General features: G+C 63.8%; 20 protein-coding genes and 1 pseudogene. 15 read left to right on the top strand and 6 right to left on the bottom strand.

Annotated features, from left to right (window positions below; translation table 11 throughout):
- Together MAXJ12_RS21940 and MAXJ12_RS21935 are read left to right on the top strand one after the other, a co-directional pair.
- A partial coding sequence (locus MAXJ12_RS21940; RefSeq protein WP_008838185.1) for a TolC family protein occupies nucleotides 1–763 on the top strand: 763 nt, incomplete at its 5' end.
- Between the two features lie 184 nt (nucleotides 764–947).
- Complete coding sequence (locus MAXJ12_RS21935; protein ID WP_008838184.1) at nucleotides 948–1,835, top strand: DUF2497 domain-containing protein; 888 nt, start codon at nucleotides 948–950, stop codon at nucleotides 1,833–1,835.
- Nucleotides 1,836–1,849: 14 nt separating this feature from the next.
- Here the strand turns inward: MAXJ12_RS21935 and MAXJ12_RS21930 are convergent, their stop codons facing one another.
- Nucleotides 1,850–2,245 (bottom strand): type II toxin-antitoxin system VapC family toxin, encoded by a 396-nt coding sequence (locus MAXJ12_RS21930; protein WP_008838183.1) that lies wholly within the window; start codon nucleotides 2,243–2,245, stop codon nucleotides 1,850–1,852.
- Nucleotides 2,246–2,261: 16 nt separating this feature from the next.
- Nucleotides 2,262–2,498 carry a type II toxin-antitoxin system VapB family antitoxin gene (locus MAXJ12_RS21925; protein WP_008838182.1) on the bottom strand — a complete coding sequence of 79 codons (237 nt, stop codon included), beginning with the start codon at nucleotides 2,496–2,498 and terminating at the stop codon, nucleotides 2,262–2,264.
- 143 nt (nucleotides 2,499–2,641) lie between these two features.
- Between MAXJ12_RS21925 and MAXJ12_RS21920 the strand changes: the two genes are divergently transcribed.
- From MAXJ12_RS21920 to MAXJ12_RS21910, 3 genes are all read left to right on the top strand, one after another.
- Nucleotides 2,642–5,425, top strand: a complete 2,784-nt coding sequence (locus tag MAXJ12_RS21920) for a valine--tRNA ligase (protein WP_008838181.1) — start codon at nucleotides 2,642–2,644, stop codon at nucleotides 5,423–5,425.
- A gap of 357 nt (nucleotides 5,426–5,782) precedes the next feature.
- On the top strand, nucleotides 5,783–7,039 hold the full coding sequence (locus tag MAXJ12_RS21915; protein WP_008838180.1) for an OmpP1/FadL family transporter: 1,257 nt from the start codon (nucleotides 5,783–5,785) through the stop codon (nucleotides 7,037–7,039).
- A 493-nt stretch (nucleotides 7,040–7,532) separates the two neighbouring features.
- Complete coding sequence (locus MAXJ12_RS21910; protein ID WP_040587286.1) at nucleotides 7,533–8,348, top strand: tetratricopeptide repeat protein; 816 nt, start codon at nucleotides 7,533–7,535, stop codon at nucleotides 8,346–8,348.
- Nucleotides 8,349–8,394: 46 nt separating this feature from the next.
- Here the strand turns inward: MAXJ12_RS21910 and xth are convergent, their stop codons facing one another.
- The 4 genes and pseudogenes from xth to erpA all read right to left on the bottom strand — a co-directional run bounded on the left by xth (nucleotide 8,395) and on the right by erpA (nucleotide 11,871).
- Nucleotides 8,395–9,186 (bottom strand): exodeoxyribonuclease III, encoded by a 792-nt coding sequence (gene xth, locus MAXJ12_RS21905; protein ID WP_008838178.1) that lies wholly within the window; start codon nucleotides 9,184–9,186, stop codon nucleotides 8,395–8,397.
- 102 nt (nucleotides 9,187–9,288) lie between these two features.
- Nucleotides 9,289–10,754, bottom strand: a pseudogene (locus MAXJ12_RS21900) (NCS1 family nucleobase:cation symporter-1).
- Nucleotides 10,755–11,120: 366 nt separating this feature from the next.
- A complete protein-coding gene (locus MAXJ12_RS21895; protein WP_008838177.1) occupies nucleotides 11,121–11,516 on the bottom strand; it encodes a VOC family protein in 396 nt (131 codons plus the stop codon).
- A 4-nt stretch (nucleotides 11,517–11,520) separates the two neighbouring features.
- Nucleotides 11,521–11,871, bottom strand: a complete 351-nt coding sequence (gene erpA, locus MAXJ12_RS21890) for an iron-sulfur cluster insertion protein ErpA (RefSeq protein WP_040587283.1) — start codon at nucleotides 11,869–11,871, stop codon at nucleotides 11,521–11,523.
- Nucleotides 11,872–11,946: 75 nt separating this feature from the next.
- Here erpA and MAXJ12_RS21885 point away from each other — a divergent pair, with 75 nt between their 5' ends.
- The 10 genes from MAXJ12_RS21885 (at nucleotide 11,947) to tatC (ending at nucleotide 24,269) form a co-directional block, all read left to right on the top strand.
- Entirely contained in the window at nucleotides 11,947–13,161 is a 1,215-nt protein-coding gene (locus MAXJ12_RS21885) for a deoxyguanosinetriphosphate triphosphohydrolase (protein WP_008838175.1), read from the top strand.
- 62 nt (nucleotides 13,162–13,223) lie between these two features.
- Nucleotides 13,224–14,981, top strand: a complete 1,758-nt coding sequence (argS, locus tag MAXJ12_RS21880; protein ID WP_008838174.1) for an arginine--tRNA ligase — start codon at nucleotides 13,224–13,226, stop codon at nucleotides 14,979–14,981.
- A 103-nt stretch (nucleotides 14,982–15,084) separates the two neighbouring features.
- Entirely contained in the window at nucleotides 15,085–18,570 is a 3,486-nt protein-coding gene (locus MAXJ12_RS21875) for an SPOR domain-containing protein (RefSeq protein WP_008838173.1), read from the top strand.
- Between the two features lie 92 nt (nucleotides 18,571–18,662).
- Complete coding sequence (gene nagZ, locus MAXJ12_RS21870; RefSeq protein WP_008838172.1) at nucleotides 18,663–19,682, top strand: beta-N-acetylhexosaminidase; 1,020 nt, start codon at nucleotides 18,663–18,665, stop codon at nucleotides 19,680–19,682.
- Nucleotides 19,683–19,760: 78 nt separating this feature from the next.
- Complete coding sequence (locus MAXJ12_RS21865) at nucleotides 19,761–20,561, top strand: segregation and condensation protein A (RefSeq protein ID WP_008838171.1); 801 nt, start codon at nucleotides 19,761–19,763, stop codon at nucleotides 20,559–20,561.
- The gene (gene scpB / locus MAXJ12_RS21860) at nucleotides 20,558–21,283 is read left to right on the top strand and encodes an SMC-Scp complex subunit ScpB (RefSeq protein WP_008838170.1); all 726 of its coding nucleotides are present in this window, start codon (nucleotides 20,558–20,560) and stop codon (nucleotides 21,281–21,283) included. The genes MAXJ12_RS21865 and scpB overlap by 4 nt, the downstream gene beginning before the upstream one ends.
- 40 nt (nucleotides 21,284–21,323) lie before the next feature.
- Nucleotides 21,324–22,448, top strand: a complete 1,125-nt coding sequence (locus MAXJ12_RS21855) for an ABC transporter ATP-binding protein (protein ID WP_050898870.1) — start codon at nucleotides 21,324–21,326, stop codon at nucleotides 22,446–22,448.
- A 35-nt stretch (nucleotides 22,449–22,483) separates the two neighbouring features.
- The gene (locus MAXJ12_RS21850; protein ID WP_008838168.1) at nucleotides 22,484–22,717 is read left to right on the top strand and encodes a twin-arginine translocase TatA/TatE family subunit; all 234 of its coding nucleotides are present in this window, start codon (nucleotides 22,484–22,486) and stop codon (nucleotides 22,715–22,717) included.
- A gap of 47 nt (nucleotides 22,718–22,764) precedes the next feature.
- The gene (gene tatB / locus MAXJ12_RS21845; RefSeq protein ID WP_008838167.1) at nucleotides 22,765–23,400 is read left to right on the top strand and encodes a Sec-independent protein translocase protein TatB; all 636 of its coding nucleotides are present in this window, start codon (nucleotides 22,765–22,767) and stop codon (nucleotides 23,398–23,400) included.
- A gap of 44 nt (nucleotides 23,401–23,444) precedes the next feature.
- On the top strand, nucleotides 23,445–24,269 hold the full coding sequence (gene tatC, locus MAXJ12_RS21840) for a twin-arginine translocase subunit TatC (RefSeq protein WP_050898871.1): 825 nt from the start codon (nucleotides 23,445–23,447) through the stop codon (nucleotides 24,267–24,269).
- The last annotated feature ends 590 nt before the right edge of the window (nucleotides 24,270–24,859 follow it).

Raw genomic sequence — 24,859 nt, 5'->3', positions numbered from 1 at the left:
GGGCCGGCTGGAGGCGGCGGCGCCGCTCGCCAAGCTCCTTCCGCCTAGCCTCGACCAGGCGATCGGCGTCGCTTCGAGCCGGCATCCCGCCATCTTGGCAACGGAGCATCTGGTCGACGCGGCTGGGTTTACGGTGAAGTCGGCCGAAGGCCAGTTGTTGCCGCAGGTTTCGGCCAATGCAAGCGTCGGGCGGGGTTTTACCGAACGACATGCAGTGGGCGTTCTTCCCGGCGTCGGCGGCGGCGTCGGTCCCACCGTTACCGAACAATCCGGAAACAACGCCAGCATCGGCGCGACGCTTACAGTGCCGATCTACCAGGGCGGCAGGACCTCGGCGCAGGTGCGCCAGTCGAAGGAACAGCTCGGCCAAGCCCGCATCGAGGTCGACGTGCAGCGCGATCAGGTGCGCGCCGCGGTCACCTCGGCCTGGACCCAATACATCGCCGCGCAGGAAACGCTTGCCGCGACGCGCGAGGCGGTAACCGCAGCCGAACTCGCGCTCAACGGCGTCATCGAAGAGCGTAATGTCGGCCAGCGCACCACGCTCGACGTGCTCGACGCGCAGGCCGACGTCATCGACGCCCAGATCGCCGTGGCCAACTCGCAGCGCGATCTGGTGGTGGCGAGTTATGCCATCCTGTCGGGCGCGGGCGACCTTTCCATCCGCCGCCTCGGGCTCAGGGTTGCCGAATACAAGCCCGAAGAGCATTACAAGGCCGTCAAGGACAAGTGGTTCGGCCTGAGAACGCCGGACGGCCGCTGAGCGCACGTCCGGCGGGTGCAAGGTCGGCAATTCGCATCCACGCTTAATCTGTTGAAATCACAGAACGCCCTTTCAGGGGGATTCTCGCAACAGCCTGCATCCGCTACGCTGACGCCATGATTCGTTTCCGGCCGTTTTTGCGGGCGGAACATGACAACAGGTCACAAGGGCGGCGGATGTGACGATGGCACAGGCAGGCAGCGCACAGCGCGAACCTTCGATGGAAGAAATTCTCGCTTCCATCCGCAGGATAATCGAAGACAGCGACACGGGCCGCAAGCCCGGTGACGAGGCCGAAGCCGGCCGCCCCGAAGTCGAGGCCGCAAACAGCGCAGCTTCGGTCTACGAGCCGGCCAGGCGCGACAGCGCGCCGGTCCGCGGCGAGGGCGCCGTTATCGAGGTCGATGCCTTCCGCGCCGAACTCCGCGCGCCCAATCCGGCCCCGGAGCCGAGGAAGCCTGTGACGCTCGCGGAAGTGCAGGCGCAGATCGCCGCTGACGCGCGCAAGCGGGCCGGGGAGACTATGCCGGCTGCGCAGCCCGAAGCCGCGCCCGCAATCGAGCCGGCCCGCGAAAGGCCGCAGACGGCCGAAGCGCGGTCGGAGCCGGGCCGACCCGAGGCGTCGACGGTTCAAGCGGCCTCAGAAGCACCGACCGGCCAGGCGACATCAGCAGCGTCGGTCCCTTCGCAGAGCGGTGGTCCGGTTTGGGAGCGGAGAGAGGGCATCGAGACTGCCACGCAGCCTGAAAGCAGTTCGATCGACGAACCCGGCTCCGCATCGGAAATTTTCCCGGGCCGCACTATCGTCGGCGACAGCGACGCTCCGGCGGCCACGGAGAGCAACGTTGCCCGCCCGGCGATCATTTCCGAGCAGGCAAGCCGCCAGGTCGCCGCCGCCTTTGGCGAATTGTCGGAGGCGTTCGCCGCGCGCAGCAAGAAGACCTTCGACGAGATGGCCGAAGAGATGATGCGCCCGATGCTGCAGGACTGGCTGGACAACAATCTGCCGACACTGGTCGAGCGGCTGGTACGCGAAGAGATCGAGCGCGTCGCGCGCGGCGGGGCAAGCTAACGGTCAGGGGCCGTTCAGGCCAGCTCGATGTCGGTTTGTGGGAAGTCGTCGCCCTTGCAGAGCAGGGGCACATTCAGGACCTTGGCGCAGGCATAGGCGAAGCAGTCGCCGAAGTTTAATCGTGCGGAATGTCGCCCTTTGCCGTAAAGCCGCGCCGCCCGAAGGGCTTCCCGCCCGATTTGGGCGGTCACATCGACGGTCGAAATCTCCATCGCTTCGAGAAATGAGCTGACGGTGCGTTCCGCCTCATCGAAGCCCCAGGCGCGCAGCCGTTCCATGGCGTTGGCAGCCTCCCATATTGCCAAGGGGGACGTAAGCCGATTATCCGCTTGCTCGAGCTTCGCAGCGAGATCCTTCCAGTCCGCTTCCCGATCTATGATCGCGACTAAGGCGGAAGCATCTATGAACATGGAACTGCCGACACGGTCATTCGTCGTTCAAGCTGTCGAAGAATGCCTTGTCGGCCTTCATGCCGGTTCTCGGATATTTTTCGAGCTCGCGATGAAGCGCTTCGATGCGCTTTACGAGGGGTGTGCCGCCTTGCACGCGCTTCAACTCGTTTTCGACAGCCTCGCGGATGGTTTCCGTCAGGCCCTTCTGCTTCAGCCTTGCGAGCCGGCGAACCGCTTCGTCGGTTTCCCGATCCCTTATAGAAAGCGCCATTGCGACGTCCTTATATACGATATTGTCGTATCATATATACGGACGTGGTCGTGACCGTGCAACCCAACTAAGCGTTTGACTTGCTACAGCCCTTCCGATTTACACCGGACCGACTAGATTTCCGGACAAAGCGGACCGTTTCCATGCTTGAGAAGACCTATGACGCCGGCGTCGTCGAGCCGAAAATCGCCAAGCGCTGGGCGGAGGCCGACGCCTTTGCCGCGGGCGCCGGCGCCGAGCCGGATGCGGAGCCGTTCACCATCGTCATTCCGCCGCCCAACGTCACCGGCTCGCTGCATATGGGCCATGCGCTCAACAACACGCTGCAGGACATTCTGGTCCGCTTCGAGCGCATGCGCGGCAAGAACGTGCTGTGGCAGCCGGGCATGGATCACGCCGGCATCGCCACCCAGATGGTGGTCGAAAGGCAGCTCATGGAGCGCCAGATCCACCGGCGCGACCTCGGCCGCGAGCAGTTCATCGAAAAAATCTGGGAGTGGAAGGCCGAATCCGGCGGCATGATCTTCAACCAGTTGAAGCGGCTCGGCGCGTCCTGCGACTGGTCGCGCGAGCGCTTCACCATGGATGCGGGGCTGTCCAAGGCCGTCATCGAGGTCTTCGTCACCCTCTTCAAGGAAGGCCTGATCTACAAGGACAAGCGCCTTGTGAACTGGGACCCGAAGCTCCTGACCGCGATCTCCGACCTCGAGGTCGAACAGATCGAGATCAACGGCAATCTCTGGCACTTCCGCTATCCCGTCGAGGGCGAGACCTACGACCCGGAAAACCCCGCCACCTACATCGCGGTCGCAACCACGCGGCCCGAAACGATGCTCGGCGACACGGCGGTCGCGGTCCATCCGGACGACGACCGCTACCGGAATCTGGTCGGCAGGAACGTCGTGCTTCCGATCGTCGGCCGAAAGATCCCGGTCGTCGCCGACGAATATTCCGATCCCGAGAAGGGCAGCGGCGCGGTCAAGATCACGCCTGCGCACGACTTCAACGATTTTGAAGTCGGCAAGCGCCACAGACTGCGGGCGATCAACATCCTGACGCCGGAAGCGAGGATAAACCTCAAGGAAAACGAGGATTTCCTTGAAGGTGTTGATGTGAACCCGCAGCGCCAGGGCCTGTGGGGCGAGCTTCACGGCCTGGACCGATTCGAGGCCCGCAAGAAGGTTGTTGCGTTGATGGAAGAGGGCGGTTTCCTCGAAAAGGTCGAGCCGCACCGCCACGCCGTGCCGCATGGCGACCGCGGCGGCGTCCCGATCGAGCCGTTCCTGACCGACCAGTGGTATGTCAACGCCGCGGAACTGGCTCGCCCGGCGATGGCTTCGGTGCGCGAGGGCCGCACCAATTTCGTGCCGAAAACCTGGGAAAAGACCTATTTCGACTGGATGGAGAACATCCAGCCCTGGTGCATTTCGCGCCAGCTCTGGTGGGGTCATCAGATCCCGGCCTGGTACGGCCCCGACGGCGCGGTTTTCGTCGAGCGTACGGAAGAAGAGGCGCTGGGCGCTGCGGTCCAGCATTATCTCGCCCATGAAGGGCCGATGAAGGCGGTCGTCGAGGATCTGCTTGAAAACTTCAAGCCCGGCGAAATCCTGACCCGCGACGAAGACGTGCTCGACACCTGGTTTTCTTCGGCGTTGTGGCCTTTTTCAACGCTCGGCTGGCCGGACGAGACGCCCGAACTGAACACCTACTACCAGACAGACGTGCTGGTCACCGGCTTCGACATCATCTTCTTCTGGGTCGCCCGCATGATGATGATGGGCCTGCATTTCATGGATGAGGAGCCGTTCCACACGGTCTATGTCCATGCGCTGGTCCGGGACAAGAACGGCGCCAAGATGTCGAAGTCCAAGGGCAACGTCATCGACCCCTTGGGGCTGATCGACGAATACGGGGCCGACGCGCTGCGCTTCACGCTTGCCAGCATGGCGGCGCAGGGGCGTGACGTGAAGCTCGATCCCGCCCGCATCGCCGGCTACCGCAATTTCGGAACAAAACTCTGGAACGCGACCCGCTTTGCCGAGATGAACGGTGTCGCCCGCAATGACGAACTCTGGCTCGGCGACGCCAAGCTCACCATCAACCGCTGGATCCTGACGGAGCTGACGCGCGCGACCCACGAGATCACGGAAGGGATCGAGACCTTTCGCTTCAACGAGGCCGCGAACACGGCCTATCGCTTCGTCTGGAACCTCTTCTGCGACTGGTATCTGGAACTGCTGAAGCCGGTCTTCATGGGCGATGACGCAGCCGCCAAGGCCGAAAGCCAGGCGGTCGCCGCCTTCGTGCTCGACGAGATCTACAAGCTGCTCCACCCGATGATGCCGTTCATCACGGAAGAGCTCTGGGCCCACACGGCGGGCGAAGGGCAGGAGCGGCAGTCGCTCATCTGCCATGCGCGCTGGCCCGATCCCGATTTCGAGGACGCCGAGGCGGCCGCCGAGATCAACTGGCTGGTGGAGTTGGTGTCGGGCATACGCTCCGTTCGCTCCGAAATGAACGTGCCGCCGGCGGCGATCGCACCGCTGGTCGTGGTCGGCGCGAGCGATATCACCCGCGCCCGGTTGAAACGTCACGATTCGGCGATCAAGCGGCTGGCGCGGATCGGCGCGGTCACGCATGCCGACGCCGCGCCGCAGGCCTCTGCCCAGATCGTCGTCGGCGAAGCGACTGTTTGCCTGCCGCTCGGCGATCTGATCGACCTCGAGGCTGAGGCCGCGCGGCTGCAGAAGGAACTGGCCAAGGTCACCGAGGAGGTTGCGCGCATCCACAAGAAGCTGTCGAACGAGAAATTCGTCGCCAATGCCGCGCCCGAAGTGGTGGCCGGCGAGCGCGAAAAACTCGCCGAATATCAGGAAGCGCAGGCCAGACTGAACGTGGCTTTGTCGAGGGTTCGCGGCGAGGTCTGACATCCGTTCAACGCTGATTCTTAATCAGTGCTAACCGGCGGTTTCGCTCAAAAACCGGCATGACGTTACGTAACTTGTGGTTGCCCAAATATTTTCCGCCTCATTGTTGCCGTAATGTAACAATTTCGCAAAAGCCGGCCGAAATCGCGCGATTTCGGTCGATTTTGCGAGCGTATCGGCGAATTTGCGGTCTGTTTTAGCCGGAAGCGGGTCGGTTTGCGGCTATTTTGCGGTTCGCCTTCTGCCTGCATCCGGCTTCCAAGGCCGCATCGAACCCGCGTCAGCAAAAACACTGTTGCACCCTTTTTACGAAATGGTTCTAGCTTCTTCCCACGCACTTTTGGGGAGAGAGACTTCATGAACAAACCGCTTTTGAGAACGCTCCTGGGGGCGGGCTGCGTTTCGCTGGCCGTGGTTGGCACAGCAAGCGCCGGCGGCCTCGAGCGTGGCGGCTACAATATCGACCTTCTGTTCGATCCGGCCCGCTTCGCCAGCGAAGCTTCTGTGACTTATGTCATGCCGCAGCGTGATCTGGAGGACGTGGTCGACATCAATCCAGCTAACGGCATAGGCTCCAACGGCATCGGCGGCGGCGCGACCTCCGGCATAAGGGACACTGAGGAGTACGCGATACCGCGCATCGGCTTCAAGGCTTCCATTGGCGACAGCGTTGACTGCATGGTTGACTATTCGCAGCCTTGGGGTGCGCATTCCAATCCCGGCGCGAACTGGATGGGCGCCAACAGCAACATCGAGACCAAGATCAACAGCGACAACATCGCCGGCACCTGCTCCTATAAGATGCAGGCCGGGCGCGGGCAATTTCGCGTTCTCGGCGGCGTTTTCTACCAGCAGGTCGATGGGTTTAAAGAGCGTCTCGTTGTTCCAGTGCCTACCCTCCTTGGAACTGACGCTTTCGGCAATGGCGTCGGCCGCCTTGAGTTGGAAGGCGAGGGCGTCGGCTGGCGTATCGGTGCAGCTTATGAAATTCCCGAAATCGCGTTCCGCGCCAGCCTCGTCTACAATTCCGAGGTCGATCTCGGTGATATTACCGGCACCGTCGATCTGACGCAGATACCGTTTATCCCTGGCACTCCGCTCGTCAATCCGCTTTTCGGAAAGGTGACCGACGTCTCAGGTACCCAATCCATGCCGGATTCGGTCGAGTTCAAGATTCAGTCCGGTATAGCGCCGGATTGGCTTGCCTTCGGCTCGATCAAATGGGTTGACTGGAGCACGTTCCAGGAGATCAGCTTCTGCGCCGTCGGCACGTCGGGACCGTGCACTACCGACAACGATGCGACGTCGCTGCAACTCTTCTACCGCGATGGCTGGACGGTTTCGGGCGGTCTCGGCCACAAGTTCAACGATCAGTGGAGCGGCGCTGCCAGCATCGCCTGGGATCGCGGCACGTCGACCACGCTCGGAATCCAGAGCGATACCTGGACTTTCTCGGCCGGCGCTGCCTACACGCCGACCAAGAATGTAGAATTCCGCTTGGGCGGCGCGCTCGGCGTGCTGACCAGCGGCGAGTCGGAAGACGATGATATCACCTACGAATACGGCAACGACCTTGTCGCCGCTGTCTCGGCTTCCGCCAGGATCAAGTGGTAAGCAAATATTCGTGACGATGAAGCCCGGCTTCGGCCGGGCTTTTTTGCGTCCGGGGTCGCTAATATAGCCCGCGATTTTGTGACGAATCCGCAACAGTCTCCAGGCAAGCCATTTGCTACAGTGAGGCGGACCAAATCTGCCCATTTCCCGCCATAAACCGGGCGCACGGCGGTTCACGGACGGGCATGCAAGACAAAAGGCTGCGACAAACGCCGCCAAGGACAAGAAATTGAACGCCAAGGTAATTTCCAGAGTGGAACTGCCGAGCCGCGCGGCAGCTCAGGGATATGCATCCCAAAAAACCGGGAACGGCGAAGCGCTCGGCGCGTTTAATGCAGCCTGTCTACAGCAAGCACCAGACCTTGCCGGGCATGGTCGTAGTTTGGCCGAAAATCCGGAGCAGTTTTACCGGAACGGTCGACCGGACGTGGCCCGCCCCGCCAAGGGGTCGACAGCGCCGCAATTTGCGGTGGCACGGAAGAAGCGTGTTGTGATGCGTATGTCGAATGCCATTAGATCGACCGCCCTGTCGGCGCTGGTCGCCGCCGCGACCTTCGGCTCCGCGAGCGCGGCGCTGGCGTTTGAAAACGATATTTTCGATGATTCAGGTGAGGTGAAGGCCGAGTCGAACCCGTGGTCGGTGTTCCAGTTCGGCTATTCCGCCTACAAGAGCGGCCACAAGGACCAGGCTGTCGAAGCCTATCGCTATGCCGCCGAAAACGGCCAGCTTGGCGCGACCTGGAAGCTGGCGCGCATGTATGCCGAGGGCGACGGCGTGGCGCGCGACGATTACGAGGCGTTCAAGTTCTTCTCCGAGATCGCCAGGCAGGATGTGGAGCCGGGCAGCCCGGAGGAAAGCTACATGTCCGACGCGCTTGTAGCGCTCGGCAGCTACTGGAAGAAGGGCATCCCGGGCAGCCCAATCAAGCCCAATGCCGCCGCCGCCCAGGAATACTACATGCGGGCCGCCGCCAATTACCGCAATCCCAACGCCCAGTTCGAAATGGGCAACATGTTCCTCAAGGGCGAGGGCGTGAAGGCGAGCGTGCGTCAGGCCGGCCGCTGGTTCCAGCTCGCGGCCGAAAAGGGCCATGCCGGCGCGCAGGCGACGCTCGGCAACCTGCTGTTCCAGAGCGGCAGGGTCGTGCGTGGACTGGCCATGATGACGGCAGCCCTCGAACGCGCCTCGCCGAACGACCGGCTATGGATCCGCGGCATGCAGGAAGAGGCCTTCGCGCTCGCCGCCGAAGCCGACCGGCGCACGGCGATCGCGCTCGCCGACGACATCCTGACCAAGGGCAACCAATAAGCCCCACGAAGTCAGGGGACTCTTCGGCGCCGAAAAGACAGAAATGTCAGGCGGCTGTAAGCGCCAGCTCTACCGCCACCGGAACGTGGTCGGACGGCTTTTCCCAGGCCCGCACATGCTTTTCGATCGCTGCCGATGAAAAGCGGTTGGCTGCTTCCGGCGAAAGCAGCAGGAAGTCGATGCGGATGCCGTTGTTCTTCTGCCAGGCCCCTGCCTGATAATCCCAGAACGTATAGGTGTCCGGCGCGTCGGTCACCGAGCGCACCGCTTCGGTGAAGCCGAGATTGCAGAGCCGGCGGAACGCCTGCCGCGATTCCGGCTGGAACAGCGCATCGTTCACCCATACAGCCGGGTTCCTCGCGTCGATTGGCTCGGGGATGACATTGTAGTCGCCGGCCAGAACCAGCGGCTCTTCCAGCTTGAGCCGCTCTACGGCCCATTGCTCGAGCCTCGCCATCCAGGTCAATTTATAGGAAAACTTCTCGGTGCCGATCGGATTGCCGTTCGGCAGATAGAGCGAGACGACCCGCAGCACGCCCCTTTCCGTGGAGAACACGCCCTCGATGAAGCGCGCCTGCTCGTCGCCGTTCTCGCCGGGCAGACCGCGATTGACTTCGTCGAATGGGTATTTCGACAGGATCGCGACGCCGTTGAAACCTTTTTGGCCATGCGTCTCGACATTGTAGCCGAGCGCCTCGATCTCGGCGCGCGGGAACTGGTCGTCGACCGACTTGATTTCCTGCAGGCAGACGATGTCCGGCTGGCTGTCCTTCAGCCACACCATCAAATTGCCGATCCGCGCCTTGATGCCGTTGATGTTCCAGGTGACGATTTTCATGGTCAGACCGATATCATGAACGCATCGAGGCGATCACCTGAAAAAGTTGCCGGGCGCGAAAAAGGGGCGGGATATTCTCCCGCCCCTTTTTGAACCTCGGACTCAGGCCGGCTTCGGCACCGGGCGCACATCGGCCGCGCGCAGGCCGTAATAGATGACGCCAGCGATGGCCACGCCGAAGAACCAGCCGTAAACGCCCCACCAGGATGGCAGCCAGTTCGTAAAGTTGGGCAGGATGCTCGAGAACACGATGCCGATCCCGAAGGCGATCAGCGCCTTGACATGCCAGCCGCTCTGGAAGCGATACTCGCCGTCTTCGCGATAGAGTGCGTCGACGTTCAGCCAGCCTTTGCGGATCAGGTAGTAGTCGACCATCATCACACCGAAGATCGGGCCCATCGTGGCGCCGATCATGTTGACGAAACGGGCCGCGCCGCCTTCCCATGGGGCGAACGGGTAGAGCGCCAGCGCGATCAGCGCCGCGATGTAGCCGCCCTTCTTGAAGTCGATGTGCTTGGGAAACACGTTGGCGAAATCGAAGGCCGGCGAGACGAAATTCGCCACCACATTGATGCCGAGCGTGGCCACCGCGAAGGTCAGCGCCGCCAGCAGCGCCAGGAACCAGCTATCGAACTTGGCCGAGATCTGGTCGGGGTGCAGAAGCACTTCGCCATAGACGTGGAACGCGGCGATTGTGGTGATGCCGGCGACCAGAGAAAACAGGATAAGGTTGACCGGCAGGCCCCAGATATTGCCGATCTTGAGCGATCGCTCGTCCGGCGAATAGCGCGAGAAGTCGCAGAAATTGAGGTAGAGGGCCGCGAAATAAGTGACCCAGATCGCGGCGACAGCCATCAGCGCGGTGACGGAGCCGGGCACGCCGGGAACGCCCGCATCCTTGGTCTTTTCGAGCAGCACATCCATCGGGATGTCGGCGGTCAGCGAGATGCCGCCGGCCTTGATGACGAGGAAGATCGCCAGGATCAGCATCATGATCCAGACTGCTGGACCGGCCCAGTCCTGGAACCGTCGCACCGTCTCCATCCCGCGCTGGATGATCAGCAGCTGCAGCCCCCAGATGACGACGTAGCAGATCACCTCAAGCGTTGAATGGCCGAGCATATGGCTCGTCTGGTGGAACTGCAGCATGCCCTCGTCACGGACCAGGAGGGCCACGATCGCGCCCGATGCCGCGGCCGTCTGCGCACCGTACCAGAAGCAGGCCACAATGGCGCGCACCATGGCCGGGAGGTTTGCGCCCCAGATGCCGAAGGATGCGCGCGCGAGCACCGGAAACGGCACGCCTGTTCGCACGCCGGCTATGCCCACCATGTTCATCAGGACATAGATGATCAGTGAGCCCGCGCCGATGGGATAATGAAATTGACGAAGCTGCCGCAGAACAGGAACAGGCTGGCGGCCAGATAGTAGCCCCACAGGCTGTGCACGTCCGACGTCCAGACGTTGAAGATCGAGAAAGGTCCCCAGTTGCGCTCTTTCGCTGGCGCCAGGTCCTCATTGTACAGCGATGGAGATGCGTTCGGAATTGTCGCATTCGGTATTGTCATGTGATGTCCCCTCTACGGCAGCCTGGCTCGCCCTTGCCGGCATCTGCGAAGCCTGCGACTGGCGTTGAAGGCTGTCAACGAAGCCGGCGAGGGGACCGGCAGGGGATTGTTTGCCGGCGAGGGCTGGCTATCTTCCCTAACGGAATGCGCGCGGCGCCGACGACGGATTTTCCGTTTGGAATCAATTGCACTTGGCGCGCCCTGACCGATTCCCATCCATTGTCTTCAACGGAATGCGTGGAAGACTTTCAATATTTTTTTGCAATCGTGCTCGGATTTGCAGTCGCATCTAGCGGCCGAATCGGTGTTGGGCGGGACTTTCGCCGAACCGACCCAAGTGAGTCTCCGGCGGCCTGCGACCGCACCTCACCCGGGCCGGCGTTCGACCAGGCCGATCGTGTTGCCTGCAGGGTCTTTCAGGAAGGCCATCCACTCGTTTTCGCCGGCCGCGCCGAATTGCCCGAGGCGGTCGATGTGGACGAGCGAAGGCAGCGCCGTGAAGGCGGCGCCGGCGGCGGATGCCTGCTCGCAGAATGCGTCGAGGCCCGGAGTGTCGAGATAGACCGTCGCCTGCGGCGTCCCGCCGGAAAACAAGAGCCGCACCTCGCCGACCAGGATGAAGGCTATGCCGGGCGGCTCGAATATCGCGTGGGTCTCGAGACCGAGAATGTCGCGCCAGAAGGCCAGCGTTGCGTCGAGATCGCGGCCTGCGGCAAGCGCGACCTGCCGGAAGGCGGTCGGGCGCGCGGCCGGAGGCGACATCGGACTATACGGAGAAGCTCGTGCCGCAGCCGCAGGATGCGACCGCGTTCGGGTTCCTGATCTGGAATGACTGGCCCATCAGATCGTCGACGAAATCGATGACCGAGCCGCCCATATAGATCAACGACAGGTCGTCTATCAGCACGGTCGCGCCATCGCGCTCGATGGCGACGTCGTCTTCGTTGCGGCTGTCGACCAGGTCGAATTTGTATGAAAAGCCCGAGCAGCCGCCGCCCTCGACCGAGACGCGCAACGCGATCTTGCCCGGTTCGTTCGCGACGATCCTGGCGATCCGCTTTGCGGCGGCCTCGGAGAGATCCACACCCTTCATGGCAGTCTTGGCATCAGCGCCCATCGGCGTCACCTTGCTTTCGCGTCCCCACCATAGGTATGAAGCGGCAAGAGGCAAGTCAACGGGCGGCATCGGACCATGACGAACCAGCTTGGCGACATCGGCTTCGGCTACCGTCCGCGCGCGCCCTATGCCTGCGACCCGGCGCAGTCGCGCGGCCGCTTCGCCCCGGAAGTGGAAAGCCCCACCCGCACGCCGTTTCAGCGCGACCGCGACCGCATCATCCATTCCACTGCCTTCCGCCGCCTGAAGCACAAGACGCAGGTGTTCGTGGCGCATGAAAGCGACCATTACCGCACCCGGCTTACCCACACGATCGAGGTCGCGCAGATCGCTCGCGCTCTGGCGCGCGCGCTGCGCGGCGACGAGGATCTCGCCGAGGCGGTGGCGCTGGTGCACGATTTCGGCCACACGCCTTTCGGCCATACCGGTGAGGACGCGCTCAACGAGAAAATGGCCAAATGGGGCGGCTTCGACCACAACGCCCAATCGCTGCGCGTGGTGACGAAGCTGGAGCGCCGCTACGCCGAATTCGACGGGCTGAACCTGACCTGGGAGACGCTGGAAGGTCTGGTCAAGCACAATGGCCCGCTGACCGATGCGAAGGGCAGGGGGCTGAACGGCCCCGTGCCGCAGGCGATCCTCGATTATTCCGAACTGCACGACCTCGAACTCGACCGCTTCGCCGGCCTCGAGGCGCAATGCGCGGCGATCGCCGACGATATTGCCTACAACACCCACGACATAGACGACGGCTTGCGCGCCGGCCTGCTTACGCTCGACATGCTGGAGCAGGTGTCGTTGCCGGCCGGCATCCTGCAGGGCGTGCGCGAACGCTATCCGGCGCTCGATCCGGTCAGGACCGGCCACGAACTCATGCGACGGCAGATCACCATCATGGTCGAGGATGTGATCTCGACCGCCGGCGCCAGGCTGGCGGAACTGAAGCCGCAGAGCCCCGACGATGTCCGCGGCGCGGGGAGAACGATCGTCACCTTCTCGGCCGACATGATCCCCGCGGAAAAGGAGCTGAAGGCGTTCCTCTACAAGAACATGTACCGCCACGACGAGGTCTTGCGCGTGCGGGAGGATGCAGACCTGATCGTGCGCCAGCTCTTCGACGCCTATTTCGCAGATCCTCGCGCCATGCCGGAGGGTTGGCGCGAGGGGCTGGACCGGGCCAGCGACCGGGTCAAGGCGCGCCACGTCGCCGATTTCCTGGCCGGCATGACCGACACCTACGCCCTCAAGGAGCACCGGCGGCTGTTTGACCACACGCCGGAATTGGGTTAGGGCGGGCCGGTTTTCCGGCGCGGCCCTTGGCTCGTGCCCACAGGTTTCCAGAGTAAGCACCAATGAACATCTTCGCCGATTTCAACGAGCGGATCATCAAAGCCGTTGAAGCGCTTGATCTGAAAGACAAAGACGGTGGCAGCGCCGATCTGTCCAGGATCACGGTCGAGCCGCCGCGTGACGCCACCCATGGCGATCTGGCGACCAACGCCGCGATGGTGCTGGCCAAGCCGACCGGCCAGAATCCGCGCGCGCTCGCCGAAAAGATCGCCGAGGCGCTGCGGGCCGACGCCGACATTGCCGCCGTCGAGGTCGCCGGACCGGGCTTCGTCAACCTTCGGCTCAACGATCGCTATTGGCAGGCGCATCTGGCGGCACTGATTGCCAGCGGCGCCGACTACGGGCGCTCCAGCCTGGGCAAGGGCAAGAAGGTCAATGTCGAGTATGTATCGGCCAACCCGACCGGCCCGATGCATGTCGGCCATTGCCGCGGCGCCGTCGTCGGCGACGCATTGGCCAACCTGCTTTCCTTCGCCGGCTTTGACGTCACCAAGGAATATTACATCAACGATGCCGGTGCGCAGATCGACGTTCTGGCGCGCTCGGCCATGCTGCGGTATCGCGAAGCGCTCGGCGACGACATCGGCGATATCCCGGCCGGCCTTTACCCCGGCGACTATCTCGTGCCCGTCGGCCAGGCGCTTGCCGCCGAGTTCGGCCGCGGTCTGCTGCAGATGCCCGACGACGAGGCGCTTGAGCTGGTCAAGGACCGCACCATCGACGCCATGATGGCGATGATCCGGGAGGATCTGGCGCTGCTCAACGTGCATCACGAGGTGTTCTTCTCGGAGCGCACCCTGCACGCGAACGACGCGCAGGCCATCCGCGCCGCCATCACCGACCTGACCCTCAAAGGCCACATCTACAAGGGCACCCTGCCGCCGCCCAAGGGCGATAAGCCCGACGACTGGGAAGACCGCGAGCAGACGCTGTTCCGCTCGACCGCGGTCGGCGACGACATGGACCGGCCGCTGGTCAAGTCCGACGGGCAGTTCACCTATTTCGCCGCCGACGTCGCCTATCTCGAGGACAAGTTCGCGCGCGGCTTTGACGAGACGATTTTCATTCTCGGCGCCGATCATGGCGGCTATGTCAAACGCATGGAGGCGCTGGCCAAGGCTGTCGCGGGCGATCGGCTGAAGATGACGGTGCTGCTCTGCCAACTGGTCAGGCTCTACCGCAATGGAGAGCCGGTACGGATGTCGAAGCGCTCTGGCGAGTTCATCACGCTGCGCGAAGTGGTGGAGGAGGTCGGCCGCGACCCGATCCGGTTCATGATGCTCTTCCGCAAGAACGATGCGCCGCTGGATTTCGACTTCGCCAAGGTTACGGAGCAGTCGAAAGACAATCCCGTCTTCTATGTGCAGTACGCTTCGGCGCGGTGCCATTCCGTGTTCCGCCAGGCCCGCGAGCAACTCGGCGAGGCGGCGTTCGATCGCCAATCGCTGAGCAAGGAAGCCTCCCGGCTGACCGACGAAGGCGAGATCGCGCTGATCAGGAAGCTCGCCGAATATCCGCGCCTCATAGAGTCAGCCGCCGTTGCCCACGAGCCGCATCGGCTGGCATTCTACCTCTATGATCTGGCGAGCAGTTTTCACGGCCTCTGGAACCGCGGCACCGATAATCCGGACTTACGATTTGTTAAGGTTACCGACCGACAATCGACCTATGCCAGACTCGGGCTGGTGCAGGCCGTAGCGGATGTTTTGACGTCCGGACTGGCGCTGATCGGAGCGGAAGCGCCCGCCGAAATGCGCTAGTTTTGCGGGGAAAACCTGTCACCTTTTGCCCACATTGCGCTGGTAAGGGCCAACCTTACGCGACGTTGACAGCGTCCGATTATGTGCGAGTTCGGGACAGAGAATGGCAGAGAGAAACCATCTGAGAATCGCCGATCACAACGATCTTCCCAACGACGATCCGTTTGCGGAACTGACCAAGATCATGGGCTTCGATCCGCGCCAGCCGGCGCGGCCGCAATCCGCAGCCGAGTCTGCGGAAGGCCCGGCTGAGGCGACCGCCGGCGAGGACGATTTCGGTATCGATCTCGAGAAGGAATTGATGGGCGAACTGGAGGCCGAAGAGGCCGCGCCGGACGCCCAGGCTGCTTTCCAGCCCTACCAGGACATGGCCGACCAACCTTATCAGGACGCGGCCGAGCCTGCGGTGCAGGGTGCGGTGGCCTCCGCCGAATTGGACGAGCCCTCGTTCGAGATGGCCGCGTTCGAAGATGAGCTGACGGCATCACTTCAGGATGAGCCCGCGCTGCCCGAAACCGATGAAGCGGAAGAGCAGATTGCGGCCGCCTTCGAGGAAGAATTTTCGCTCGACGATGATTTCATGGCGTCCGATACGGACGATCAGGCTGCAGCCGAAACGCCGCCTGTCGAAGCCTATGATGATGCTGTTGCTGACGAGCCGTTTGTCGCCGACAGCGACGTAGCGCCGACTACCGATCTGGTGGAAGCCGCCGCAGAAACAGAGACTTTCCAGCCCGCAGCAGAAGCAGAGGCATTCGAGCCCGCTGAGGCGGAGCAGTTCGAAGCCGCCGCCGAAGAGCCCGACTTCGCCTTTGAAGAGGCGCTGGAGGAAGAACTCGCGCGCGATGTCGCGTCGCCCTTGGACGCTGAACCCGAGATTCAGGATGAGCCTGCCGAAGGCCGGGAATCGCTCGGAGAGGAAAGCTGGGAGCTGGAAGCCGACGAGGAAGCTCCCGACGCTGCCGGCGAGCCGCTTGCGGTTCAGCCCTCGGCGGCTGAAGCATCGGATGAGCCGTTTGCCGACGAGTTCGATACGGCGCTTGCCGAAGTCGACATGGATTTCTCGGCGATGCGAGCCGCTGTCGACGAACACGCCCCGGCTGCCGATGACGATCTCGATCGCGAGCTTCAGTCCCGGCTGGATGACGACGGCGAGGCGGATGCGCTCGCCGAACCGGACCTCGACGGATCGGTCGAGGAGCGGGATGAACTCAGCCTCGAGGATGAACTCAACGCGCTTCTCGGCAATATGCCCGAGCGCGGGGCGGCGATTGCCGAAGTTCCCGTCGTCGAGGCTGTCGCAGAAGCTCCAGCCATTGAGGCTGCTTCGGAAGCGCCCGCCGCCGAACCTGCCCAGGCCGCGCCCGATGGTGGCGAAGATAATTTGCTCGACGATCTGGCGGGCGATCTCGACGCCGTGAACTGGGCGTTCGACGCGGCGGAGCCGGCCGAGACGCAAGCCTTTTCGGCGCCGGAGGACGATCTCCCGCTCGACGACGCCGTTTCGGCCGATCTTGCCGATTTCGGTGGCGACGAGCAGGACGAGCAGCCCGTCTACGCTGAAGCCGAGGAAACCGCCGAGTACGTAGCCGCGGCCGCCCCCGAAGCCGCAGATATGGACATCGATCTCGACCTCGAATTCGACGACGAAGCGTTCGATGCGGCGATCTCCAGCGGGATTGCCGGCGACGAGCCGGTTCTGCATGGAGCCGAAGACAGCGTCGCCCCGGCGTGGCAGGAAGCGGAACAGCCGGTGGTAAAGGAGGACGAGGATCCCTATGCCGCCCTTGCTGCCCTGACCGCCTCAATGCGCAGGGCCGAGCCGACGACATCCTGGCGGCGCGAGGAGCCCCAGCCGGTCGTGGAAGCGCCGGCTGAATATGAGGCAGCGCAGGACGACGGCGAGGCAGGCAACGCTCCCTCGGCCTACGAGGATTTCCCCGACATCGAGACGATCGACGTGCCAGAGCAAGCCGTAGCGCTTGCCGACGATCTGGACATTCCGGAACTCGCCGTTGAAGAGAATGTGCCGCCGCCGGCTGTCTATGACGATTTGGACGCCGAATTCGCCGGTCTGCTCAGCGACATGAACGCGCCGGAAAAAATTGCTCCCGCACCGGCGCCAGCCTATCACGCCGACGATTACGCGGCCGAGTTCGAGCGCGCCTTTGCGCGACAGGAACAGCCGAATCCGGTTTCCAGCCATGCCGGTCCGGCGGCGTTTGCCGCGGGCCTCGCAGGCGGAGCCGCCTTTGCCGGTGCGTCGCATGCCGCCTACGGTTCTGCGACGGACGCCGGTAAGCGCGAGGCCGATTTCGTGCCGGGCGGCGAACCTGTCGCCCAGGACCAGTTCGCCGTGGACGACTACGACCCTGATCTCGATGAAGACATGTCCGTGGCTGAATATGGCGCGGCGACGCGCGAGCAGCCGCAAAGGCGCGGCATACTGGTAGCGGCCATCGTCGGCGGCGTGGCGGTTCTCGGTGGCCTAGGCGCTTTCGCCATGTCCTTCGGAGAAGGCGGCTCGGGCGCGCCTGCCATCGTCAAGGCCGATGCCGAACCGGTCAAGGTCCGGCCGGAAAATCCAGGCGGCACGACCGTGCCCAACCAGGACAAGGCGGTCTATGACCGTGTTGCCGGTTCCGGTGACGCCGCGCAGCCGAAGCAGGAAAAACTTCTGAGCAGCGCCGAAGAGCCGATCGACGTACCCGCGCCCGAGCCGCGCGTGGTCGAGGCGGCTCCCGCCGCAGCGGCCGATGCAGAGACGGAGACCGAAGCGGCCGACGTGGAAGCTCTCGCCGCCAGGTCTGATGCGATTGTGGATACCCTCGCAGGCGTTGACCTGCCCCAGCCCGCTCCCGCGGATGCCCTGCCGCAGGCAGCTTCCTCCGATCTGCCCGGCGTGACCCCGCCGGCGAAGTCCGAGGACCGCATTGCACAGGTTCTGCAGGAGTCCGGCATCGACGACGGCGTCGAAGTCGCGGCCGTCGCGCCGCGCAAGGTCCGCACGATGATTGTCAAGGCCGACGGCACGCTGGTTCCGCGCGAAGATCCGGAGCCGGTCGCTGAAGCTCCGGCGCCCGCTGCCGAACCCGCAGCCAATGCGAGCGCTGCAGCATCTGCTCCGGAAGCAACCGGCACCGTCCCGCCCGCCAAGGCGACGCCGAATGCCGCCGCAACCGATCCGCAAGCACCGGCGGAAGCGGCAGGCGGCGGAAAAGCCGCGTCTGCAACGCCCGACTCCGTACCGCTTGCCCCGGCGCGACCTTCCGCCCAGCCGGTCGACATTGTCGGCGAGGTGAAGACCGAAAAGGTCGCCGCGCTCAGCGCGCCATCCGCCGCCAACGGCGCCTGGTCGATGCAGATCGCCTCGCAGCCGAGCGAAGCCGCCGCACAGTCGTCCTACCAGGATCTGCTGCGCCGCTACGGCAGCGTGCTCGAAGGACACCAGGCCAACATCGTCAAGGCCGAGATCGCGGGCAAGGGCACTTTCTGGCGCGTGCGGGTTCCCGCCGGCAGCCGCAGCGACGCCATCAAGCTCTGCGAAAGCTATAAATCCGCAGGCGGCAACTGCTTCGTTTCGAAGTAAGCCGCCCGCACCGAACTTACTGAACCGGCGCGGGTCCCCACCCGCGCCGGTTTTCTTTTCAACCGACGCCTTGACGCGCTAGTCTCGACACCATGACCGAATCAAAATCCATGATCCTCGGCTGCGCCGGGAAATCGCTCAGCCGCGAGGAAATCCAGTTCTATCGCGGCGAATGCCCGTGGGGCTTCATCCTGTTCGCGCGCAACATCAGCGAAACCGAGCAGATCCGCGACCTCGTTGACCAAATGCGCGATTGCGTCGGCTGTCCCGGCGCCCCGATTTTCATCGACCAGGAGGGCGGGCGCGTGCAGCGGCTCCGGCCGCCATTGGCTCCTGACTATCCCGCCGGCGCCGCACTCGGCGCGCTGTGGCGCGACGACCACGATGCTGGTGAGCGCGCGGCATGGCTGCTTGCCCGTCTGCACGCCTTCGATCTCCTGAAACTCGGCATCACGGTGGATTGCCTGCCGGTGCTCGACGTGCCGATCGAAGGGGCCAGCGACGTCATCGGCACGCGCGCCTACGGCAAGGAACCGAAAAGCGTCACCGCGCTCGGCAAGGCGTCCGCCGAAGGGCTGATGGCCGGCGGCGTGCTGCCCGTCATGAAGCACATCCCCGGCCACGGGCGCGCATTCGCCGACACGCATTTCGAGTTGCCGACGGTCAACGCCTCGCTAAGCGACCTGCAGCGGCACGATTTCGCCCCGTTCAGGGAACTCAGCCATCTGCCGATGGCGATGACCGCCCATGTCGTCTACGCCGCCGTCGATCCGGACAATCCGGCCACCACATCAGGCAGGGTCGTCGACGAGATCATCCGCGGCGAGATCGGCTTCGACGGGCTGCTCATCAGCGACGACACTTCGATGAAGGCGCTTTCTGGGGATTTCCCCTCGAAAGCAGCGGCGATCCTTGCGGCCGGCGTCGATATCGTCCTTCACTGCAACGGGGTGATGGAGGAGATGGCGGGGATCGCCTCGCGAACCACGGGGCTTGAGGGCAAGGCGCTGGAACGGGCGGAGCGGGCGCTTAACTACATTCAGGAACGCGACCAGGCCGACGAGGCAGAAATCCGCGCCGAGTTCGCGACTTACTTCGAGGCCGTGGCGTAGCGTCATGCGGTAGGAAACAGGGAAAGCAGGCAGCAATTGCCGGAAGCGCTGGATAAAAGGGCAGGGAAGCCCGCGCCGATGGACCGCCTCTGGGCGGAGGACGAGAACGCGCGCGGCGTTTCAGAGCCGGCGCTGCTCATCGACGTTGCCGGCTTCGAAGGCCCGCTCGATCTTCTCCTGCATCTGGCGCGCAACCAGAAGGTCGACCTCGCCCGTATTTCCATCCTGGCGCTGGCCGAGCAGTATCTGAAATTCATCGACAGCGCCCGCGCCATCCGGCTCGAACTCGCGGCCGACTATCTCGTCATGGCGGCGTGGCTGGCCTACCTGAAGTCCAAGCTCCTCATTCCCAAGCAGCCGGGCGACGACGGTGAAAGCGGCGAGGAACTGGCCGCCGTGCTGCAGTTCCGCCTGAAGCGGCTCGAAGCCATGCGAGACGCCGCGACCCGGCTCGTCAACCGCAACCGGCTCGGCCGCGACGTCTTTGCGCGCGGCATGCCCGAAATGGTCATCGTCGAGAAGCGCAACGAATATTCGGCGTCGCTCTACGACCTCCTGACCGCCTATGCAGTGCAGCGCCAGCGCCAGGCCATCACCAATGTGCGCATCGCCAAGCGCGGCGTCTGGTCGCTCAAGGAAGCGCGCGATATCCTCATCCGGCTGATCGGCGAGTTCCGCGACTGGACCGCGCTCGACCAGTTCCTGACGCAATATCTCAACAGCGCCGAGGAGCGCTCCACCGCCATCGCCAGTTCCTTCGCCGCCACGCTCGAACTGGTGCGCGAGGGCGCGATCGAGATGCGTCAGCAGGAGGCGTTCGCGCCGCTTTACCTGCGCAACCGCCAAAATGCCGCAAAGACAGCCGAGGCAGCGTCATGACCGACAGCGCAAACGCAACGGTGATCCCGTTCCTTTCGGACGAGGCCGACATGAACCCCGCCGAGCGCCTGCATCTGGCCGAAGCCGTCCGCATGGCCGAGGCGATCGTCTTTGCCAGCGCCGAGCCGGTCAGCGAAAAGCAACTCGCCCAGCGCCTGCCCGACGGTGTCAACATCGCCGCCGCCATGGCCGAGCTGCAGCAGATCTATCAGCGCCGCGGCGTCAACCTCGTGCGCATTGGCGACGCGTGGGCGTTCCGCACCGCCGGCGATCTCGCCTTCCTCATGAGCCGCGACGCGGTCCAGCAAAAGAAGCTGTCTCGCGCCGCACTCGAGGTGCTGGCGATCATCGCCTACCACCAGCCGGTCACCCGCGCCGAGATCGAGGACATTCGTGGCGTCGAGACCTCCAAGGGCACGCTCGACACGCTGCTCGAGACCGAATGGGTGCGCATGCGCGGCCGGCGGCGCACGCCGGGCCGCCCGGTCACCTACGGCACGACCGAAAAGTTCCTCGACCATTTCGCGCTGGAAGAGATTCGCGACCTGCCCGGAATGGACGAACTGAAAGGGGCAGGGCTGTTGTCCTCGCGCATGCCTTCGAACTTCTCCGTCCCGCAGCCGCCTTCCGATCCGGACCTTTTGACCGAGGACGAGGATCCGCTGACCGACATCGACCTCGAGGAGCTCGGCCTGCTGACGCCCCGCGTCACGGATGATTGACCGCAAGGCGGGCGCTTCCAGGGCTATATCTCGCGCTGAAATGCCGGGAGTCTCTCGTTTGAACGCACAGGATCTGCACCAGCACGGCCGCGTCCCCGCCGGCGTCACCTTCGCCGCGCGGCTCGCCTTCGAGAACATCAGCCATTCCTTCGGGCCTGGCGCCGAGACCCTGCGCGGCGTCACGCTTTCGGCCGAGCCGGGCGAGGTGCTCTGCCTGCTCGGCCCCTCCGGCTCGGGCAAGACCACACTTCTGCGGATCGCCGCCGGCATAGAGAGCCAGACTTCCGGCCGTGTGCTCCTCAACGATCGCGAGATCGCCGGCCCGTCCGTGTTCCTGCCGCCGGAAAGGCGCTCGATAGGCCTGGTCTTCCAGGATTTCGCGCTCTTCCCGCATATGACCATTCTCGACAATGTCCGCTTCGGCCTGACCGCGCTGTCGGGCGATGAGGCGCGCAAGGAAGCGCTGATCGCGCTGTCGCGGGTCGGTCTGGAGCACTATGCCGGCTCCTATCCGCACGTCCTGTCGGGCGGCGAGCAGCAGCGCGTCGCGCTTGCCCGAGCGCTCGCGCCGCGCCCGGCGGTTCTTCTGATGGACGAGCCCTTCTCCGGACTGGACTCGCGGCTGAAGGATTCCGTCCGCGCCGAGACGCTGGCCATCCTGCGCGAAAGCCGGGCCACGGCGATCGTCGTCACACATGATGCGGAGGAGGCGATGCGGATGGCGGATCGCATCGCTCTCCTCAGGGACGGCAGGCTGGTTCAGGCCGGCCGCGCCGAGGATCTTTATCTCAACCCCGCGAGCCTGTTCGTCGCCGGTTTCTTTTCCGAGCTCAATCTTTTCGAGGGGCGGGTAAAAGGCGGCGCAGTCGAAACCTCGCTCGGGCGGGTCGACGCGGCGGGCTTCTCCGAGGGCGACGATCTGACCGTCGCCGTGCGCATGACCGGCTTCGACGTCAGCGAAACCACGGGCGACACCCAGGCGCGCATCCTCTCGCGCCGCTATCTCGGCGTCGTTGAATTGCTGGAACTTGCCGTTCCCGGCGCGGAGACGCCGGTGCGCGCGCGGGTACGCTGCGGAGCTTTGTCCGCCAGGGCGAAGGATATTTGGCTTTCGACACGGAAGTCTGATGTACTTCTGTTTGAAACACAGCGTGAAAACGCATAGATCAGTCTCAGGAAATCGTTCGAGAGAGAGGTATCATGGGTTCCTTTTCAATATGGCACTGGCTTATCGTGCTTGTGGTGGTGCTGCTGCTGTTCGGCCGCGGCAAGATCCCCGAGCTGATGGGCGACATGGCCAAGGGCATCAAGAGCTTCAAGAAGGGCATGTCCGACGACGAAGCTGAAGGCGCAAAGACTGCCGACGGCAAGACCGTCGAGCATCGCCCCGACGAGACCGTCCAGGCGGCCAAGGAAAGAGCCAGCAAGAGCTGAGCCTTAGCGCCTCGCTTTAATCTTCGCGCTGGTCGGATTGAGTAGCCATGTTTGATATCGGCTGGACCGAGATGCTCGTGATCGCGATCATCATGATCGTGGTCGTCGGCCCGAAGGATTTGCCGCGCATGCTGCGCCCCTTCGGCAGGACGACCGCGAAACTGCGTTCGATGGCAGGCGACTTCCAGAAACAGTTCAACGAGGCGCTGAAGGAGGCGGAGCTCGACGACGTCAAGAAGTCGGTGGATTCGCTGCGCGGCCTCAATCCGGCGGCCGAGATCAAGAAGCAGCTTAACCCGTTCGAGAAGGCCGCTGCCGATGTGCGCGCCGGCCTCGACTCCGCGATGAAGCCCGCGCCCTCAAAGGTCGCCGAGCCCGCCGCGGAGGCGGTCCAAGCCGCCAAACCCGCGGCAGAGGCGGCTCATGCGGCCGAACCGTTGAAGGCGGGCGCGCCCGGCATTCCGGGCGTCGCCGGCCCTGATGCCATGCCGACCTCGAAGCCGGTGTTTCCAGCAATGCCGGATCCCAAGCCCGCAGCGGCTGCAACCACTGAACCGGCCAAGGCGCCGGCAAAGCCCGCGAAGGCGGCCAAACCCAAGGTTGCGGCAAAAGCCGCCCAGCCAAAAGCCGCGCCGGCCAAGCCGGCGGCGGATAAGAAGAAATCCGCAGGGACCGCCTCGTGAGCGCACCGGAAGACGACGAGATCGAAAAGTCATCGGCGCCGCTGATGGATCACCTGATCGAGCTGCGCTCGCGCCTGATGTGGGCGATCGGCGGCTTTTTCATTGCGTTCCTGGTCTGCTTCTTCTTCGCCAAGGAGTTGTTCAACCTGCTCGTCATCCCGTTCAAATGGGCGGTCGGGTGGGCGGGCATCGGCGACGGCCAGGTCGAGCTCATCTACACCGCGCCTCAGGAATTCTTCTTCACCCAGATCAAGCTCGCCATGTTCGGCGGCATGGTGCTTGCGTTTCCGCTGATCGCCGCGCAGATCTACAAATTCGTCGCGCCCGGCCTCTATAAAAACGAGCGGGGCGCCTTCCTGCCGTTCCTGATCGCTTCGCCGGTCCTGTTCCTGATAGGCGGGGCGCTGGTCTATTTCTTCTTCACGCCGATGGTGATGTGGTTCTTCCTCGCCATGCAGCAGACCGACGGCGAGGTGCAGATTTCGCTGCTGCCCAAAGTTTCGGAATATCTCAGCCTCATCATGACGCTGATCTTCTCCTTCGGCCTGGTGTTCCAGCTTCCGGTGGTGACCACGCTTATGGCGCGGGTCGGGCTCCTCACCTCGCAAGGGCTGGCCGACAAGCGCAAATGGGCGATCGTCATCGCCTTCGTCGTCGCCGCCGTGCTCACGCCGCCCGACCCGGTCAGCCAGATCGGCCTCGCCCTTCCGACCATCCTTCTCTACGAGGTCTCCATCTGGATGGCCCGGATGGTCGAGCGCAAGCGCGAGCAGGAACGCGTCGCGCGCGAGGCGAAGGAAGCCGCCGAGGCCGCGAAGGAATCCGCCGAAAAAGAAGCCGCCGACTCGTCGACGCAGGCTGCTTCGTAAGACGGCGAAGCGCTGATCCTCCCCCGTTTACGGGGGAGGGGGACCGCCGAAGGCGGTGGAGGGGGCGAGCCTCGCGCCAGTCGCATGTCTATGTGAACAAAATCCACCTCCATCGCGGCTCGTTCGCAAAAATGAAGTGTTGCGGATCAATGGCATAAAAGCCGGCGAGAAGATTCTTCGCACCGGATTTGTTCACATATCCTGCCCCTCGCGCATAATCCGTCCATCGCCCTTGCGGGAACCGGTTCCGGACCGGGGATCGGTAGGGCGGCGGTGACCTCCCGGCGTGCATTCGGTTCCCACGGCCTCCGAGGGCGTCCGACGGGCCGGCATTCCCAGGCGAAGCGCCAATGCTCGTGAGGGAAGGCGGATCATCCGCGCGTCATTGTCCATGGAAAGAACATGGAGCGGGGCGCGTGACCGGTCGACCGTGGCGACAGACACCGGCGGGGCGCGGGAGCTGCGCCACGTATTTCAGTTTCGGTAGGCTCGGCCAAGCGCCCCGCTTCCCGACTTGTTGTAATAGCCAGGGCGGAAACGCAGCGTGGTGACGGAGAGGTGTGCTTGGAGTTCGAACGGAGATGACACGG

Origin of the sequence: Mesorhizobium alhagi CCNWXJ12-2, from assembly GCF_000236565.1 — a bacterium.
GTDB classification, from domain to species: Bacteria; Pseudomonadota; Alphaproteobacteria; order Rhizobiales; family Rhizobiaceae; genus Allomesorhizobium; species Allomesorhizobium alhagi.
This window is presented reverse-complemented; position numbering and strand designations above follow the sequence as displayed.

What these genes read in the sequence shown, in the direction of transcription:
- MAXJ12_RS21935 (WP_008838184.1), top strand. Translation starts at nt 948, where the DNA reads ATGGCACAGGCAGGCAGCGCACAGCGCGAACCTTCGATGGAAGAAATT.
- MAXJ12_RS21930 (WP_008838183.1), bottom strand. Translation starts at nt 2,245, where the DNA reads ATGTTCATAGATGCTTCCGCCTTAGTCGCGATCATAGATCGGGAAGCG.
- MAXJ12_RS21925 (WP_008838182.1), bottom strand. Translation starts at nt 2,498, where the DNA reads ATGGCGCTTTCTATAAGGGATCGGGAAACCGACGAAGCGGTTCGCCGG.
- MAXJ12_RS21920 (WP_008838181.1), top strand. Translation starts at nt 2,642, where the DNA reads ATGCTTGAGAAGACCTATGACGCCGGCGTCGTCGAGCCGAAAATCGCC.
- MAXJ12_RS21915 (WP_008838180.1), top strand. Translation starts at nt 5,783, where the DNA reads ATGAACAAACCGCTTTTGAGAACGCTCCTGGGGGCGGGCTGCGTTTCG.
- MAXJ12_RS21910 (WP_040587286.1), top strand. Translation starts at nt 7,533, where the DNA reads ATGCGTATGTCGAATGCCATTAGATCGACCGCCCTGTCGGCGCTGGTC.
- xth (WP_008838178.1), bottom strand. Translation starts at nt 9,186, where the DNA reads ATGAAAATCGTCACCTGGAACATCAACGGCATCAAGGCGCGGATCGGC.
- MAXJ12_RS21895 (WP_008838177.1), bottom strand. Translation starts at nt 11,516, where the DNA reads ATGTCGCCTCCGGCCGCGCGCCCGACCGCCTTCCGGCAGGTCGCGCTT.
- erpA (WP_040587283.1), bottom strand. Translation starts at nt 11,871, where the DNA reads ATGGGCGCTGATGCCAAGACTGCCATGAAGGGTGTGGATCTCTCCGAG.
- MAXJ12_RS21885 (WP_008838175.1), top strand. Translation starts at nt 11,947, where the DNA reads ATGACGAACCAGCTTGGCGACATCGGCTTCGGCTACCGTCCGCGCGCG.
- argS (WP_008838174.1), top strand. Translation starts at nt 13,224, where the DNA reads ATGAACATCTTCGCCGATTTCAACGAGCGGATCATCAAAGCCGTTGAA.
- MAXJ12_RS21875 (WP_008838173.1), top strand. Translation starts at nt 15,085, where the DNA reads ATGGCAGAGAGAAACCATCTGAGAATCGCCGATCACAACGATCTTCCC.
- nagZ (WP_008838172.1), top strand. Translation starts at nt 18,663, where the DNA reads ATGACCGAATCAAAATCCATGATCCTCGGCTGCGCCGGGAAATCGCTC.
- MAXJ12_RS21865 (WP_008838171.1), top strand. Translation starts at nt 19,761, where the DNA reads ATGGACCGCCTCTGGGCGGAGGACGAGAACGCGCGCGGCGTTTCAGAG.
- scpB (WP_008838170.1), top strand. Translation starts at nt 20,558, where the DNA reads ATGACCGACAGCGCAAACGCAACGGTGATCCCGTTCCTTTCGGACGAG.
- MAXJ12_RS21855 (WP_050898870.1), top strand. Translation starts at nt 21,324, where the DNA reads ATGCCGGGAGTCTCTCGTTTGAACGCACAGGATCTGCACCAGCACGGC.
- MAXJ12_RS21850 (WP_008838168.1), top strand. Translation starts at nt 22,484, where the DNA reads ATGGGTTCCTTTTCAATATGGCACTGGCTTATCGTGCTTGTGGTGGTG.
- tatB (WP_008838167.1), top strand. Translation starts at nt 22,765, where the DNA reads ATGTTTGATATCGGCTGGACCGAGATGCTCGTGATCGCGATCATCATG.
- tatC (WP_050898871.1), top strand. Translation starts at nt 23,445, where the DNA reads ATGGATCACCTGATCGAGCTGCGCTCGCGCCTGATGTGGGCGATCGGC.